Source organism: Pantoea sp. Ap-870, assembly GCF_011752515.1.
Classification (GTDB): domain Bacteria; phylum Pseudomonadota; class Gammaproteobacteria; order Enterobacterales; family Enterobacteriaceae; genus Pantoea; species Pantoea dispersa.
In genome coordinates this window covers 195,332-212,116 of record NZ_VWXG01000007.1, presented here as the reverse complement: position 1 = coordinate 212,116, position 16,785 = coordinate 195,332, and the positions used below count along the sequence as shown (strand labels likewise).

At 56.6% G+C, this 16,785-nt stretch carries 15 protein-coding genes and 1 riboswitch; of the genes, 7 read left to right on the top strand and 8 right to left on the bottom strand.

Annotated elements, in window-relative coordinates; translation table 11 throughout:
- Positions 1–513 precede the first annotated feature (513 nt).
- Positions 514–759 carry a DUF1158 domain-containing protein gene (locus tag F3J41_RS17710; RefSeq protein ID WP_010615729.1) on the bottom strand — a complete coding sequence of 82 codons (246 nt, stop codon included), beginning with the start codon at positions 757–759 and terminating at the stop codon, positions 514–516.
- A 285-nt stretch (positions 760–1,044) separates the two neighbouring features.
- On the opposite strand from F3J41_RS17710, the gene mntP reads away from it, so the two are divergent.
- The 5 genes from mntP to treC all read left to right on the top strand — a co-directional run bounded on the left by mntP (position 1,045) and on the right by treC (position 6,202).
- Positions 1,045–1,617 carry a manganese efflux pump MntP gene (mntP, locus tag F3J41_RS17705; RefSeq protein WP_021507902.1) on the top strand — a complete coding sequence of 191 codons (573 nt, stop codon included), beginning with the start codon at positions 1,045–1,047 and terminating at the stop codon, positions 1,615–1,617.
- Between the two features lie 119 nt (positions 1,618–1,736).
- A complete protein-coding gene (azuC, locus tag F3J41_RS23690) occupies positions 1,737–1,814 on the top strand; it encodes a stress response protein AzuC (RefSeq protein ID WP_125310475.1) in 78 nt (25 codons plus the stop codon).
- A gap of 190 nt (positions 1,815–2,004) precedes the next feature.
- Entirely contained in the window at positions 2,005–2,841 is an 837-nt protein-coding gene (locus F3J41_RS17695; RefSeq protein WP_104094200.1) for a fumarylacetoacetate hydrolase family protein, read from the top strand.
- A 270-nt stretch (positions 2,842–3,111) separates the two neighbouring features.
- Positions 3,112–4,554 carry a PTS trehalose transporter subunit IIBC gene (treB, locus tag F3J41_RS17690; protein WP_058770908.1) on the top strand — a complete coding sequence of 481 codons (1,443 nt, stop codon included), beginning with the start codon at positions 3,112–3,114 and terminating at the stop codon, positions 4,552–4,554.
- On the top strand, positions 4,538–6,202 hold the full coding sequence (treC, locus tag F3J41_RS17685) for an alpha,alpha-phosphotrehalase (protein WP_166711930.1): 1,665 nt from the start codon (positions 4,538–4,540) through the stop codon (positions 6,200–6,202). Before treB ends, treC begins: the two co-directional genes overlap by 17 nt.
- Before the next feature lie 52 nt (positions 6,203–6,254).
- Here treC and F3J41_RS17680 read toward each other — a convergent pair whose 3' ends face one another.
- From F3J41_RS17680 to F3J41_RS17660, 6 genes are all read right to left on the bottom strand, one after another.
- Positions 6,255–7,040, bottom strand: coding sequence for a hypothetical protein (locus F3J41_RS17680; RefSeq protein WP_058759370.1), 786 nt, complete (start codon positions 7,038–7,040; stop codon positions 6,255–6,257).
- A 48-nt stretch (positions 7,041–7,088) separates the two neighbouring features.
- Entirely contained in the window at positions 7,089–8,495 is a 1,407-nt protein-coding gene (locus F3J41_RS17675; RefSeq protein WP_166711928.1) for a radical SAM protein, read from the bottom strand.
- Positions 8,495–9,769: a glycosyltransferase gene (locus tag F3J41_RS23335; RefSeq protein ID WP_211075306.1), complete on the bottom strand. Its 1,275-nt coding sequence runs from the start codon at positions 9,767–9,769 to the stop codon at positions 8,495–8,497. Before F3J41_RS23335 ends, F3J41_RS17675 begins: the two co-directional genes overlap by 1 nt.
- A gap of 13 nt (positions 9,770–9,782) precedes the next feature.
- Entirely contained in the window at positions 9,783–11,156 is a 1,374-nt protein-coding gene (locus F3J41_RS23330; protein WP_211075305.1) for a glycosyl transferase family 2, read from the bottom strand.
- A 400-nt stretch (positions 11,157–11,556) separates the two neighbouring features.
- On the bottom strand, positions 11,557–12,909 hold the full coding sequence (locus tag F3J41_RS17665; RefSeq protein WP_125310452.1) for an MFS transporter: 1,353 nt from the start codon (positions 12,907–12,909) through the stop codon (positions 11,557–11,559).
- A gap of 171 nt (positions 12,910–13,080) precedes the next feature.
- Positions 13,081–13,983, bottom strand: coding sequence for a GntR family transcriptional regulator (locus F3J41_RS17660; protein ID WP_166711926.1), 903 nt, complete (start codon positions 13,981–13,983; stop codon positions 13,081–13,083).
- A gap of 135 nt (positions 13,984–14,118) precedes the next feature.
- On the opposite strand from F3J41_RS17660, the gene F3J41_RS17655 reads away from it, so the two are divergent.
- Positions 14,119–15,147 (top strand): zinc-binding alcohol dehydrogenase family protein, encoded by a 1,029-nt coding sequence (locus tag F3J41_RS17655; RefSeq protein ID WP_166711924.1) that lies wholly within the window; start codon positions 14,119–14,121, stop codon positions 15,145–15,147.
- Between the two features lie 8 nt (positions 15,148–15,155).
- On the opposite strand, the gene F3J41_RS17650 is transcribed toward F3J41_RS17655, so the two are convergent.
- A complete protein-coding gene (locus F3J41_RS17650) occupies positions 15,156–16,073 on the bottom strand; it encodes a nucleoside hydrolase (RefSeq protein ID WP_166711922.1) in 918 nt (305 codons plus the stop codon).
- Between the two features lie 107 nt (positions 16,074–16,180).
- A riboswitch (Fluoride riboswitch) is annotated at positions 16,181–16,255 on the top strand.
- A gap of 91 nt (positions 16,256–16,346) precedes the next feature.
- Here F3J41_RS17650 and crcB point away from each other — a divergent pair.
- A complete protein-coding gene (gene crcB / locus F3J41_RS17645) occupies positions 16,347–16,724 on the top strand; it encodes a fluoride efflux transporter CrcB (protein ID WP_021507890.1) in 378 nt (125 codons plus the stop codon).
- Positions 16,725–16,785 lie beyond the last annotated feature (61 nt).

The window sequence follows — 16,785 nt, the reverse complement described above, 5'->3', positions numbered from 1 at the left end:
CTCTCTGTTGCCCTGAAGCTCAACAGGTTCGCAGGCGAAACAGCCACGCTTTTTGCAAGCGCGTTGCGCTATTTCTCAAAGGTTAAGACTCAGGTTTAAGCCATAGGTGTGATAACGGTTAACTGCACGTTATGCATATGCATTCGAATATAACATTCTCGTATCGGAATTAAACGTTTGTTTATTTTTTAAATGCAGAAATGATTCAGCATAAGAATTAATCAGCCCGACGACGCTGTCATAAGGGATTTTTATCCCCTAATCAGGCAGTTATAGTAACGTAGTTGTTGCGGCAGTGTGAGGGAAATGGAGAGGGTTGATTTCACACGGTGAGCTGGATCACAAGTTAACGCGTTGAAAAAGATAGGTTTTAGAGAAATTGATTTTTTATGCGGATTTTATGTTGCCTGATGTTTCGCCAGATTGTGTAAAAATAATGTTACATTTGTGTGACTTTTGATTTAGGCACCGTGTCAGGCGCCCGTCAGAAGAAAAATGCATCACGTGCACCGTTCAGCGCAGCTGGAACCAGCGGCGCCAGACGAAGCGGATAATGAAAAACTCAACGGTACCCAGCAGCAAAAACCAGACGCAGAACACCATGGTGTACAGCTGATTCACATCCTGCAGATGCAGAGCCTGCTGCAGCTGTTTTGCCAGCGCCACGCCAAACGAAGGGGCGGGCAGCAGTAGCGCCGAAAGAAAGCCCAGCAGCAGAATGCCGCCCGGGATGATCAGCGTTTCAAATGGGTTTTTCATCGCATCATTCCAAATCAGTTAGCGCGGGCATTAGCGCATAAAACCGCGGCGCGGTGCAATCCCCGCAGCAGCGCGCGCTAAGAAATTTCTTCTATTCCATCCACTTAGCTGCAGAAATAGCGGCAGTTAAGAGTTATAGCCTTTGCTATACTTAAACCCATGATTTTGTTGTCTTTTTTTTGGCGGGTTGGCGTGCTAGACTGCGCGCACTTTTTCATTACTGAACCCGATATGCGGACAAAGTGCAGGCTTAATCGTCTTATTTCACCGCATTGACTGAAAACCATGACATTTATCGCAACCCTGATTCTGGCCTTTGGTATGTCGATGGACGCTTTCGCTGCAGCACTGGGCAAAGGCGCGTCGCTGTATCGTCCGGGCTTCAAAGAAGCATTACGCACAGGGCTGATTTTTGGCGTCATTGAAATGCTGACGCCGCTGGTGGGCTGGGCCATCGGGCTGGCCGCCAGCCACTACATTATGGCGTGGGATCACTGGGTGGCATTTGGTCTGCTGGGCATTCTTGGCGGACGAATGATCATGGAAGGTTTCCGTCAGACGGCCGATGAGCCGTGCGAAGCGCCGCAGCGCCACGGCTTTATGGTACTGGCACTGACGGCGGTTGCGACCAGCCTTGATGCGCTGGCGGTGGGGGTTGGCCTCGCGTTCCTGCAGGTTAACATTGTGCTCACCGCGCTCACCATCGGTGCGGCTACCACTATCATGGCGACCACCGGTGTGCTGGTCGGCCGCTTTATCGGTCCGGTAATGGGCAAATGGGCGGAAGTGCTGGGCGGCGTGGTACTGATCAGTATTGGCTGCACCATCCTGATTGAGCACTTAGGGCTGTTCCGTTAACGTCTGGCACCCTGAGGTGGGCGCATTTTTGTGATCTGGTTCAAAAATAATTGCGTGAAAAATGCGCGGGCGTTATAATTTTCGCGTAATTCTTCAACAATTTTTGTATCAGGTGCACCATGAAACGTTTTTTCCGCTCCGTGTTTCGCTCTTATGTTGAGACCTTCAAACACGTACCGCCGGGCGCCTTAAACTAAGCGCTCCGCCAGAAACCCTCGATAATCGCGGTCAGGGATCGACCTGTGGTTATCACCCGGCGCCGTTCCCCTCTGCGCATCTCTGTCACCAAAACTCACAAACATTAATTACTTTACCCTCAGGTCATACCGCTTTTCCGTCTGGCTTTTGATAACCTGCGCGCAAATTCTCTATAACATTGAGGCCATCATGCAGCTGTGCAGTTTTTCTCTTATTGACCAGGCAAGAAAAAGTTATGGCATCGTGCAACCCGACGGCGTGATCGATCTCGGTGCGCGGCTGGGCGACAGCTGTCCGGATTTGAAAACTCTGCTGCAGCGCGGTGGCCTGAGTGACCTGCAGGTGTACCTGAGCGAGCCGGTGGACTATGCCTTCAGCGCGATTCGCTTCCTGCCGGTGGTGGAAAACCCAGGCAAAGTCTTCTGCGTTGGTATGAACTATGCCGACAAGCGCCAGGAGTTTGCCGCCACGCTCGACGCGCCGACGCTGTTCGTACGCTTTGCCGATTCGCTGGCAGCACACGAGCAGCCCCTGCTGAAACCGGCGACCACGGCTGAATTTGATTACGAAGGCGAGCTGGCGGTGATCATCGGCAAGGCTGCTTATCAGGTAAAAGCCGCCGATGCGCTACAGCATGTAGCGGGCTACAGCTGCTTTATGGATGCCACGGTGCGCGACATGCAGTTCACCTGGTTTACCGCAGGCAAAAACTGGCAGCAAACCGGCGGCTTTGGCCCGTGGATGACCACCGCCGACGACATCCCGGACCCGCAGCAGCTGGCGATCAAAACCTGGCTGAATCAGCGCGAAGTGCAGAACGATACCACGGCCAGCATGGTGCATCCGGTGGCGAAGATCATTGAATACATCTCGGCGTTTAGTCCGCTGTCACCGGGCGATGTCATCATCACCGGCTCACCGGGCGGCGTGGGGAAAAAGCGTACGCCACCGCTGTTTATGTTCCCTGGCGATGAGATCGAAGTGGAAATTGAGAAGATTGGTCGTCTGCGCCACCGCATCGTCTGACGTTTTGCTGCGCGGTGGCGAACGTTGCACTGCCACCGCGCTACCGCTTAAATAATTATTCAACAATACGAAATGTCCCGAATTTATATTTAAATGGCGCAGATTTAGTTATCAGGTTAAATAATTATTGTTAAGTTAATTTTCCTGCGATGTATTGCGTAAATATTTTTGTGATCGCCAACTAATTCCCTCGCTTTGCTATAGTTAAAATTAAAAGCAGCGGCGTATTATCGTCCACTGCCGATTCCGGCATGGAAATAAGGGATGATAATGAAAACCATCAGTCGCGAGATCATTAACGATCTCATTGACCGCGTGGGCGGTCGGGAAAATATTCTGTCACTTTCGCACTGTATTACCCGCCTGCGCTTTGTGCTGCAGGATGTCGACAAGGCCGATCCAGAGGCCATCCGCGCCACGCCCGGCGTTAAAGGATGCTTTAATTCTGCCGGACAGTTTCAGGTAATTATTGGAACCGAAGTTGACACTTATTATAAAGCGTTAGTTGAAGCACTAAATATTAGTGAGACCTCAAAGGAGCAGATTAAATCTGCGGCGCGCAGCCAGATGAAATGGCACGAGGCATTATTATCCCATTTTGCTGAGATATTTTTCCCGTTATTACCGGCGTTAATTAGCGGCGGTTTAATTCTCGGTTTCCGTAACGTGCTCGGCGATATTGCCGTGGCGGATGATAAAACCCTGGTGCAGCTCTATCCCGGTGTGAAAGGGCTGTACGATTTCCTCTGGCTGATCGGTGAAGCGATCTTCTTCTATTTGCCGGTGGGGATTTGCTGGTCGGTGGTGCGCAAGCTGGGCGGTACGCCAATCCTGGGGATTGTGCTGGGCATTACGCTGGTTTCACCGCAGCTGATGAATGCGTATCTGATTGGCAGCCAGGTGCCGGAAGTGTGGAACTTCGGCTGGTTCAGTATTGATCGGGTCGGCTATCAGGCGCAGGTGATCCCGGCGCTGCTGGCCGGGCTGGCGCTGGCGAAAATCGAACTGGCGCTAAAACGTATCGTGCCCGCCTATCTGACGCTGGTGGTGGTGCCGGTGTGTGCGCTGCTGCTGTCGGTTTTCCTCGCCCATAGCCTGATTGGCCCGTTTGGCCGTCTGATCGGCGACGGCATCGCCTTTGCGGTGCGCCACCTGATGACCGGCAGCTTCGCGCCGATTGGTGCCGCGCTGTTTGGCTTCCTGTATGCGCCGATGGTGATCACCGGTGTGCATCAGACCACGCTGGCGGTTGATCTGCAGATGATTCAGAGCATGGGTGGCACGCCGGTGTGGCCGCTGATTGCGCTGTCCAATATTGCACAGGGCGCAGCGGTGGTCGGCATCATTATCGCTAACAAAGATCGTGCTGAACGCGACCTCACCGTGCCGGCCGCTATTTCAGCGTGGCTCGGCGTAACGGAGCCGGCGATGTACGGCGTCAACCTCAAGTACCGCTACCCTATGCTGTGCGCCATGATTGGCTCTGCGCTGGCGGCGCTGCTGTGTGGCCTCAACGGCGTGATGGCCAACGGCATCGGCGTGGGCGGCTTGCCGGGCATTCTGTCGATTCAGCCACAGTACTGGACGGTTTACTCGCTGGCGATTCTGGTGGCGATTCTGGTTCCGCTGCTGCTAACCATCATCATCACCAAACGTAAAGCGGCAACCGCCATCATCAGCCAGGCCGAGGTGCAACATGAACAGGCACGCTGAATATCCCTGGTGGCGCCAGGCGGTGATCTACCAAATCTATCCCAAAAGTTTTCAGGACAGCGGGGCGCGCGGCACCGGCGATCTCAACGGCGTGATCCAGCGGCTGGATTATCTGCAGCAGCTGGGCGTCGATGCGCTGTGGCTGACGCCGATCTATGTGTCGCCGCAGATCGATAACGGTTACGATGTGGCGGATTACACCGCCATCGATCCCGCCTACGGCACCATGGCCGACTTTGACCACCTGCTGGCGGAGACGCACCGGCGCGGTATGCGCATGGTGCTGGATATGGTGTTTAACCACACCTCGACCGAGCATGCCTGGTTTAAGCGTGCCGAAGCCGGTGAGCAGCCGTACGTCGATTTCTATATCTGGCGCGACGGGGTGCCCGGCACGCCGCCCAATAACTGGCAGTCTAAGTTTGGCGGCAGCGCCTGGGCGTGGAACGAACGGCGTCAGCAATACTATCTGCACCTGTACGCGCCGGAGCAGGCCGATCTCAACTGGGAAAACCCGGCGGTGCGCGAGGCGTTAAAGCAGGTGTGCCATTTCTGGGCGGATCGAGGCGTCGATGGATTGCGGCTTGATGTGATCAACCTGGTGTCGAAGCACCAGGATTTTAGCGACGATCTGCCCGGCCATGACGGGCGGCGCTTTTACACCGATGGTCCGCGCATCCATGACTACCTGCAGGAGTTCAACCGCGATGTGTTCACGCCGCGCGGGCTGATGACGGTGGGGGAAATGTCCTCGACCACGCTGGCCAACTGCCAGCGCTATGCTTCGCTGGCGCAAAACGAGCTGTCGATGACCTTTAACTTCCACCATCTCAAGGTGGATTATCCCCAGGGCGACAAATGGACGCTGACGGCACCGGACTTCGTTCAGCTTAAGGCAATTTTTGCGGAGTGGCAGCGCGGGATGCACGACGTGGCGTGGAATGCGCTGTTCTGGTGTAACCACGATCAGCCGCGTATCGTCACGCGCTTTGGTGATGAAGGTGCGCTGCGCATCGCCTCGGCAAAATGCTTTGCGATGTTGCTGCACGGCATGCAGGGCACGCCCTATATCTATCAGGGCGAAGAGCTGGGGATGACCAACCCTCATTTTACCCGCATTGAGCAGTATCAGGACATTGAGAGCCACAACATCCACGCTGCGTGGCTGGCGCAGGGCAAGCCGGAGGCGGCAATCCTGGCGATTCTGGCCAGCAAATCGCGCGACAATAGCCGCTCGCCGATGCTGTGGGACAGCAGCGCCAATGCCGGCTTCACGCGGGGTGAGCCGTGGATAGGCGTGGCGGATAACTATACGCTGATCAACGCGGCTAACGCGCTGCTCGACAGCAACTCGGTGTTCTATGGCTACCAAACGCTGATTCGGCTGCGTAAGCGTTACGCTATCTTCACCGAGGGCGATTATCAGGATCTGGCACCGCAAGCGTCACACATCTGGTGTTATCGTCGCAATTCGCCGCGTGAAAGCCTGCTGGTGGTGGCGAACCTGAGTCACAGCGCGCAGCCCTTGCTGCTGCCGGAAGTTGAAGGCAACTGGCAGGTGCTGATGAGTAATTACAATGAGGCATCGCCGCCTGGGGCATTGACGTACCTGCGGCCTTTTGAAGCGGTGTATTATTACCAGTCGTAACGGAGAAAACCGGCGGCGCGTTTCAGCAATGAGCAGAACGCGCCGCCTGCACTCACTTCAGCGTGCCGCATTCCGCCACGGCGAGATAATCGGTATACAGCTGCGGCGAACCGGAAAAGGACGCCAGTTGCTTCCACTCTTCATACATCTGTTTGGTATCCCGGTGCGCGCGCGCAAAGTCAGCCGCGCTGGCGGTGGCGATATCAGGCTGCGGATAAAACACATTCAGCGCCGCTTCACTCTCAATCTCCATCATCACCACATAGCCGTCCAGCCGGTTGCCGCTGTGACCTTTCAGCAGATGAAACTTCCAGCCGGGATAATCAACGATACGCGCGGCATTCTGCGCGATGAATTGCTCAAATTCCTGCGGCTGCACGCCCGGTCGCAGCGCCAGATAGTGGGTACCGAGAATGCGCGCGGTGCCGCTGCGGGCATCAAATCGCGGGCCACCCGGCAGCGTACTGTGAGGATTCTCTGCCAGCAGATCGAAATGGGTGAAAATTGTCGGGCGCCGCGCGAAGGTCGCCAGCTGGCGCCACTCGCTGAGCAGCGCGTCCGCGTCGGGATGCAGGTGCCAGAAGTGCTCTGCCTCGGCGGTAAGTTCACCGTCATCCTGCATAAAGCGCGCGCGCTGTGCCGCATCTTTCATTTCAAACAGCATCAGGTATTGATCGACGCGCTCGCCGCGCAGACCGCGAAACAGCGTCCAGCGCCAGCCGGGATAGCACGGCAGATGCACGCCTTTTTCGCGCACGAAGGTTTCAAACTGTTCTGCGGTGACGCCCGCTTCGGTGTCGATGGCGATATAAAAAAAGCTATAAACAGACTGGGACATAACAGGCTCCAGGCACGCCGTCGCGTGCCGTTGAGAGGTAAGGGCGGTTTAGTCGAACTGGGTGTTGATGATGGCTTCTACCAGCACGCGGCCGGCGGGGGTGAGCGTGACGTAGCGGCCATCGCTGTGCACTAACTCGCGCTGCTGCAACTCACGCAGCGCACGGGCGATGGTCGGCTGGGCAAACAGGCTGACGCCAAACTTCTGCTGAAACAGCACATCGTCGAGCGGAATCAGCGTTGACAGCGCCATCTTGCAGCCGTTGATGGCCTGCTGATCCGGCGACATGCCGCGCACCGAAGCGATCGGCAGCTCACCGTTATCCAGTGCGCGCTGATAATCGGCGTAGTCGGTCAGGTTAATCAGCTCCGCGCCGGCACATTTGGAGCTGCCGCCAAGGCCAATCGCCACTTCCGGCGCCTGCTGGTCGAGATCGGTAATGATCGCTTTCCACTTCTCCGGCGGTGCGCTGCGATGGTGGAAATACATGGTGGGATGTTCAAGGTAATCGCCATCCAGCCACTGCTCGGCCAGCGCGCGCATCTGATACTGCTGACCCAGACTGGGCATCGCCGCATTCTTACGCTGCCAGGCATTTTCTCCCTCCGCCGACACGCCGGTGCGGCTCTCGGCGAACGGCTTCATGTGCAGCTTGGTGAACACCAGATGCGACAGGTCAAGCGCGCGCGCCTGCTGCAGATCGTCACGCACGTCGTCCACCGTTTGTCCCAGCAGGCCGTACATCAGGTCGACGCTGACCAGGGCGAAGCCCAGCTCGCGCGCATCACGAATCACCTTGTAGCAGGCATCCGCGCTGTGCAGGCGACCACAGCCTTTGATCAGGCGATCTGAGAATGACTGCGCGCCAAACGACAGTTTGCTGAAGCCCAGTTCGCGCAGCTGCGCGAGGAATTCGCGCGTCAGCGTGCCGGGCTCGCCTTCAAAGCGCAGCGTGGCCTCGCGGAAGTTGAAATGGTTGCGGTAAAAATCCATTAAGCGCCGCAGCTCATCCGGTGGCAGCAGCGAGGGCGTGCCGCCGAACAGGTTGAACTCACCCACCGGCACTTCACCCAGTGCCGGCAGCTGCGCCAGCCACAGTTTCGCCTCCTGAATGTTGCGATCGACGATATCGCGGAACAGCGCAGGCGCGCGCGGCGACTGCGGATTTACAATCACCGTAGGAAACTGGCAGAAATGGCACTTGTAGCGGCAGGTGGGGATATACGCCCACAGATGAATTTGCGGCGCATGGCTCAGGCTGTGCTGCATGGCGCGGAAAAAATTCGGCAGCGGAAAATCGTCGATATCACCGGGAAACACATGGCAGCCAAAAGGATCATGCACCACGTATTCCAGCAAATCGGCGTTTTCCGGCCGGCTAAGCACCTCGCATATGGCCGGGCGAGGATAGTGACGATCGATATCCTGCAGGGATTGCAGCCAGGCAGCACGCATCAGAACACCCCGCCGTTTGCAAAGTAGTTATGCGCCTCACCGGATTCGCGATCTTCGCAGTAATACCAGACAAAGCGGGCGAAATCATTTTCCGTCACCCGGGCAAAGCAGGCCGGCAGCGGCGGTGGCTCGCCAATCTCTGCGCCGACGGCACGACGCAGCGCGGCAAACAGCTCATGGCGGAATACAAAATAGAGGCGAAACGCCGGGGTTTTGTAGCTGTGGATCGGCAGGAAATCGGTCACGCTCATCTCCTGCATCATGCTGTGAATGCGGGCGAACAGGCGTTCAGCCACGTCTGGCGTGAAGAAATCAATCACCGCGGCATCGTCGCGCAGCAGCGACGGATTCAGCAACACCGGCAGCACCAGATTTTTTGGCACGTAATCTTTAATCGAGTAGTGCCACGCCTGCTGCGCCTGCTCTGCGCTGACATCGGTGAACGGCGTCAGTGCGGTGAGCGCGGGTCGCACATCTTTCATGATGATGGTGCCGTTATGGCCGTAGGCCACGCCTTCAATCACTTCGTGCAGCAGGTTATCCACCCGGCGGCTGTTGATCTGCACGCGGGAATTGGGCGCATACACCGGTTTGCCGCCGGCGGCGATCACCTTGATGCCAAAATCCCAGTCGTCTGACAGATGTTCAACAAACTCACCGTTTTTCAGCTGGTAAAAAATCTCGATGCCGCCCACTTCATCGTACAGCTGCTTTTCGACGCCAAAGCCTTTGCCGTCCGGAAAGCCGCCAAACAGGGAGAAGGAAGCGTGGCGGCAGCGCAGCGTTTTATCAATCTCCGCATACAGCCGCGGGCGCTCGTGGAAATCCGCGGTTTCGTAGTAGTAGTTACAGGTGCCCAGATCGCCGTTTTGCGCAATCATGGTGCCGACCAGTTCGTCGATCCACAGTGCATCAACGGTGCAGTCCGCATCGGCCGAAAGAATGTAGTGCTTGCGCTGAAAGCCGCTGGCCTCGTCGCGCAGACCGGCGCGCTGTGAGGCGAAATCCATGCCTTTTTTCCGCGCCGAAGAGACGCCCTGCACCGTCTCCTGCAGCTGATGAATCGTCAGCTGCGGATGCTGCGCGGCAAAGGCTTCAATCAGCGCGACCGAGTTATCGGTGGAATTATTATCCACCATGATCACTTCCAGATTATCAAAATTAAACAATCCGCCGGGTGAACGCTGCTGCAATATTGATTCCAGCACCGCGTTAATACGTGCTGCCTCGTTATAAACCGGCAGCACGACAGAAATAAAACAACGGTTATCCATAGTCACTCCTTAACTACACATTAAATATCTGCCGGAAGATATGATCCGACAACAGGGATTTTCCTTTCTGATAATTGCGCGTGGCGATGGCGTCGCGGCGTGCGTCATCCTGTAACAAGGCACTGACGCGCTTAATAAAATCGGCATCCGGCAGGCCATCATGGCTGGCGGAAATTTCCATCAGTTCGCCTTCAAAACCGTACTGGCCATACACCTCGTGATAATATTCATAGCGGGTGGCGATATAACAGCGCTGATGGCTGATCGCCTCGCCAATCGGATTACCGTAGCTGTCGTAATCCCATGCGGTTAAAAACGACACCACATCGCAGGCGTGATAAAGATCCTGAATGGTGGTGGCCTGTGGATTACGCTCCATGAAGTCGTGATTTAACGCGCCAAAAAAGATGACGTAACGCTCCAGCTGGAACCGGCTAATTAACTGCTTTAATGCGTGATAATGTACGCTGTCTTCCAGCGGATCGCCGGCGACCATTAAATAAACGCGCTGTGGCTGATGCTGCGCGATAAGTTCACTGTTCAGCGCATGCAACAGGTGAATATCCCGATCGAGTCGCTTAGCCGGAATAATTCGCGTGGTGCGGGCAATCACCTTGTCCTGCGCCAGCAACCCAAACTGGCGGCGTAAATCTTTGCGCGGATGGCTCGGGTCAAAAGGATAGGTATTACGCATCACCTCGATTTCGACCTGATGTTCGCACCAGGCCGCCAGCTGTGAGGCCAGTGCCTGGTTCAGCGTGACATAGGTAATATGCGGCGAGGGCTGCGGCCTGACGGCATGTGGCCAGGGCGCGCTGCCGTAACGCGATGAGGTGGATTCGCTGTTCCACATCAGGTCGTGGTCGCGCCACAACACAAACCGGCCGAGCTGTTTTGCGGCGCCGTATTGCGCAATCGCCAGATAGAGCGCGCGGGTAAAAATAATATTATCCGGCAGCGTCCCGTTCTCAATAATTAAATAATTGATATCCAGCGCCTGCCATTTTGCGCACAGCGCGTTTGCCACCGCCTGTGCCATCTTTTCCGTCTGCTGCACCAGGATTTTTTCTGCGGCGGCATCCAGCGTCTGGCTATGATTAATCAGTACGTCATGAATATATTGCAGAAAGGCCGGGTTATAACCTTCCACCTGACGAATCTCATCGTGCCGGACTAATGTAAAATGATGCTTTAGCGAATTAATTTCATTTTCGGAATAGGGACGTCCGAAGTTTCCCTTATCAATTTTTATGTCGTAGCCGATATCAAGAAAGGAGGTGATTCCCTGCTCGCGTAAACGAACGGCAATTTTAGTAGCTTCTACCGTAATACCCGATAATGCCACGGCATCAAAAGAGATAAAAAGGGCCCTGCGTTGTAAATCCATTTGGTCACCACGCTCATACCTGAACATTAATAGTGACTGAACGGTAAGTTAAATTATGCGGTCAAACTTTGATCCAATCCACAAAAGTTTACTGTATCTAATTAATTCACCTTCGTTAATGCATTAATGGATAATAATGCACTGAGGATGGTGATTTATAATATTCGTCTTTGAGTTTTGTCTTAAAATAATAACTATTACCGGCGTGTTTAGCGGTATATTTTCCTTATTTTGGGCTTAATAGTGCTGGATAGTAATTGCCATCATGCAGTTTAATTTATCTGATCAGATGCAGAATCAGGCGATAACGCGGCGGCTGGAATAGGTGTGGCGGGCGGATGAAGAAAGGGTGCGCATAACCTGCGCACCCGGAGAAGAGCATTAAGCAGAAACCCTGGCGTTACACCCCATCGGTGATCGGTTTTCTGACCAGCAGCAGGTAAGCCAGCGCGCCGACCACCGTGACGCCCGCACATATCATCAGCGCGAGGCTGAACGATTTGGTGGTATCCAGCACCCAGCCGGTAATTACTGGCGCAAAAGAGGCGAAAACGAAGCTGGCAAAGTTCTGGATACTGCCCACTGACGCCGTCATGCGCGCCGTGACGTTAGCGTGGATCAGGCCCCAGCATGAGGTACCGGCAAAGTGAATGCAGAATAGCGCCATACCAATCAGCGTTACCGCGCTGGTGGTGTCGGTGGCGCGCGTCACAAAGGTGGTAAAGGCCGCGGAGAGCAGCATGCCGCTGACAATCGACACCTTGCGTACTTTCACCGCGTCAAAACCGCGACGCACCAGCGTATCCACCACGTAACCGTTGAGCAGCATGCCTGCCGCGCCGAACAGGAAAGGAATGGCGGCCAGCAGGCCGGTGCTTTTCAGATCCAGATGATAGGTCGACTGCAGATAGCCCGGCAGCCAGGCGATGTACAGCCACGCGGTATAGTTGATGCCGCTGAAGCCAATCATCATGCCCCACATGGTGCGCTGCTTAAACAGCCCCCGCCACTCGGCGAAACTCAGCGGCTCTTTGCTTGATGCCACGCTGCCCGCCTGCAGATAGTGGATCTCTTCACCGCTCAGTTTGTTGTTATCCCGGTCGCGATAGGTGAGATACCAGCCAATGGCGAGAAACATACCCAGCACGCCGATGGTGACAAACATGCCGCGCCAGCCCATCACCAGCATCATCGCCGCCAGAATTGGCGGTGCCACCGAGAGACCAATCATCGACGCCGCGTTAAACATCCCCATCGGCATACCGCGATCTTTGATGTTGAACCAGTCGTTGATTACCTTCACGCCGCACGGGTTCATCGGCGCTTCGCCAATGCCCAGCCCGATGCGCACCAGCACAAACTGCGTGAAGTTATGCACCAGCCCGGCCGCCGCCTGAAACAGTGACCAGAAGAACATGCCGATGGCCAGCATAATGCGCGGGCCTTTGCGATCGAGCAGCGCGCCGCACGGCAGCTGGGCTAAACCGTAGGCCAGCGAAAACGCCGACAGCAGCACGCCAATCTCGGTGGCCGATAAGCCCAGCTCCTCGCGGATGGTCATGTTGGCCACCGACAGCGAGCTGCGGTCAAGGTAGTTGATGATGGCGGCGAACAGCAGCAACAGCATGGCGGTGATTTGAATCTTACGGATGCGCGGAGAGCGCACCACATCGGCGCGCGCCGGCACATAATCCTGCCCGGCGTGCTCGGGTGCTGGCGCGGTGGTGCCGCCGCGCGTTGATGTATTTTCCATTGCAACCTCCCAGGTTCGGGTACTTATCGTTATCAGTCTTGGGGTTCCTGCGGCAGCGAAACGGGCTGCCCTAAGGGGCTGCCTTCGAGACTAGAAGTAAACCGCGGGAGATGTTGCAAACATGTTTCTGATTCGTGCGGGCGCTTATGCTTTGTGGTTTTTAATCGGTTTTTAATTGTACTGCCGGATAGAGCGGATCATCGAGTGTTTGGCGGTTCTGAGATGCGCATGCAGCGCGCACAGCGCGTCCACATCCTGGCGGCTGATGAGCGCGGTAAGAATCGCCATATGCTCCTCCAGCGCGATAATGTTGCGTTGTTTCAGGTCGCTTTCATCCCATTGATAATGCGAGTGAAAAATCACAGAGATAATTTCCAGTGACTGATTGAAAAACGGGTTGTTGGCGGCGGAGAGAATCAGCGTATGCATCTCTTTATCCAGCGCGGCAAACTGGCGGTAGTTGCTGGCGATGGTGTCGCGCAGCGCGCGATGACGATCCAGCAGATCGCGCGCCTGCACCCAGCGTTCATCACCGGCGGCGAGATTAAGAAAGCGGGTCAGCGCGTGCGTTTCCAGCATTTCGCGCAGTTCAAACAGCTTTTCGGCGTACTCCTGATCGAATTTCTTCATCCGCCAGTGGCCGCGCTTAACCGGTTCCAGCAGGTTATAGCGCATAAAGCGCAGCAGGAACTCGCGCACCACCACCGGGCTGACCCGCACCTGCTGCGCCAGCTGCAGCTCGGTAAAACTGTCGCCTGGCATCAGCAAACGCTGGTTAATCAGGTTAAAAAACGCCTGCTCAAAGTGCACCGCCTGTTGGTCGATCGGTGGGCTGAGTACGCTAAACCCATCCTCCTCGCAGGGATCGCGCACGATCACGTAGGTCTCAGCCACTTTTTCCAGCACGCCGCGCTGATGCAGATGCTGCAGCGTGTGTCGCACCGTGGTGCGGCTGATATTAAACATCTCGGCCAGCGCCGCCTGCGGAGGCAGCGGCGAGCGCACATGGCGGCGGGCAATAGCTTCCAGCATTTGATTGATGACATTCTGGCGCAGATTCTGGCTTCGGCTCATACGGCCCTCCGGTTTTTTATGCATTAAAAACCACACAAAGCCCAAAAAAATCGCGCTGACTCACACTTCGTACAGCGCAACCTCCCGCCGCGGTCGATTTTCGCCATAACTGCGTGAACAGCCCAGGAGGAAACGATGAAGAACATGAAAACGCTGGTGGTCGCCGAACCGCGCAGCATGGTGTGGCAGCAGCGCAGCGTACCGACGCCTGCCGCGCACGAAGTCCTGATTAAACCAATTGCCGCCGGCATTTGCGGCACCGATATTCACGCCTGGGCCGGCAATCAGCCGTTTTTCTCCTATCCGCGCGTGCTCGGTCATGAGCTGTGCGGTGAAGTAGTGGCGCTGGGCGCGGCGGCGCAGGGGTTTCAGCCAGGGCAGCGCGTGGCGCTGATTCCTTACGTGGCCTGTCAGCGTTGCGATGCCTGCTTAAGCGGCAAAACCAACTGCTGTGAACAGATTTCAGTGATTGGCGTGCATCAGGACGGGGGCTTTTGCGAGTTTCTCAGCGTGCCGGACACTAATTTGCTGGCGGTTGACGATGTGGCGCCTGAAGCAGCGGCACTGATCGAGCCTTTTGCCATCAGCGCCCATGCGGTGCGACGCGCGGCGCTGGTCGCCGATGAGCAGGTGCTGGTGGTCGGGGCCGGACCGATTGGCCTGGGCGTCGCGGCGATTGCCGCCGCAGCCGGTGCACAGGTGGTGGTGGCCGATACCAGCGCTCAGCGGCGCGCGCACGTTGCGCAGCAGTTGCAGCTGGCGACGATCGATCCGCTGGCCGATGATTTTATCGCCGCGCTGCGCGCAGAGTTTGGTGGGCGGCTGGCCGCTAAAGTGATTGACGCCACCGGCAGTCCGGCGGCGATGAACAGCGCCGTGCAGCTGATTCGTCACGGCGGCACCATCGTGTTTGTCGGCCTGCACAAAGGCGATCTGGTGATCCCCGACACCGAGTTTCACAAAAAGGAGACCACGCTGCTGGGCAGCCGCAACGCCACGCGGGAAGACTTCGACAAAGTGCGCGCCCTGATGGCCAGCGGTCAGCTGCGGGCCGATATGATGCTCAACCGCCATTACGACTTCTCGACGCTGGCCGAGACTTTTGAGCCCGGGGTGATCAACAACCCTGAGCTGATCAAAGGCGTCATCCATTTCGCCCGCTAGAGCGAGTGTCAGGCGCGCAGCGTGGCAAAAAAATGTTGCCGTACCGCCTCGGCGTCGACGCCCAGACACAACCGCTGGGCGCGCAGGCCGGCGAACGGATCGTCGCGCGAGGCGAGGGTGCTCACGCGCTGCAGCGTCTGGCCGCGGCTGATGCCTTCGGTCACCACGCGCACCGGCGCTGTCGTCACGCTGAACGCCTGCGGCAGCGCCAGCCACGACAGCGTCAGGGTATCGTGCAGCGCCATGCCATCAAATCCTTCTTTTTGCAGGCTATAAGCCAGATAAGGCCGGCAGATGGCACTCAACACCGGCTGATTCAGCTGGCGCACTTCCTCTCCACTGATCAGCACCTTGTGCGTCACATCCAGCGGCAGCATCACCACCGGCAGCGCCGAGGCCAGCACCTGATCGGCGGCATGCGGATCTTTCCAGATATTGAACTCGGCGAACGGCGTCACGTTACCGGCGTGGCCGTCGGTGCCAAACGCGCCGCCCATGATCACCAGCTCCTTCACCAGCGGAATGATGTCTGGCGCCTGGTTGATGGCACAGGCGATGTTGGTCAGCGGCCCGATTGCCACCAGGGTAATCGCGTGCGGCTGCGCGCGTACGCTGTCGATGATGAACTGCACCGCGCTGTCGGCGGCATCGCTATACGGGTTATCGAAGGCATCGCCGAGACCATCTGCGCCGTGCAGGGTAGCCGGTGCGGAAGGGGCCAGCGCCAGCGGACGCGAACAGCCGCGATACACCGGCGCGCTGATGTTCATCTTTGCACAGAACAGCCGGGCGTTTTTTACCGCCTGGCCAACCGCGACATTGCCAAACACCGTGGTGATGCCCAGCAGCTGCTGCGTGCGCGCCGCATACGCCAGCGCAAAGGCGTCATCCACGCCGATATCAGTGTCAAAAATCAGGGTACGCATCGGAATCTCCTCGCTGATGATGTCTGCCACGGTAAAACATAATCGTCCCCGACGATACGCTGACGGCAGGTGAATATTGTCACCTTCGGCGCGCCAGCGTATTATCGTGCCTCTGAGGTGATGGCGTGCCACCTTACCCAACCGCCCTCTGGTTACAGACGGCTGATGACGCCTGACAACTTGCTTATCCCTGCGCGGGAGACGGCGGTGTGTCAGGTGTAGTTTCTGTCCTGCCGCGGCCCTGCGCGTATCTCAATTCAGGAGCTCCAGACTATGCTGAAGTCGCTGTTCGCGGTCATGATCGGTGGTGCCATCGGTTGCACGCTGCGCTGGCTTATCTCTTTGCGTTTCAATACGTTATTCCCCAACCTGCCGCCAGGTACGCTGATCGTTAATCTGGTCGGTGGCTTTATTATTGGTGCGGCAATGGCGTGGTTTGTGCGCAATCCGCACATCGATCCCGTATGGAAACTGCTGATCGTCACCGGCCTGTGCGGCGGGCTGACGACGTTTTCGACCTTCTCGGCCGAGATCGTGGTGTTGCTACAATCAGGAAAATACCTGTGGGCAATGTCGAGCGTGATGGTGCATGTCATCGGTTCATTGCTGATGACCTTTGCCGGTTTCGCCGTGGTGAACCTGCTGGGCTAAACGACACGCTTGAAATCACCCTTGAGAGGGGGATACTGATCAGGATGCTGTGCGGGTGGCG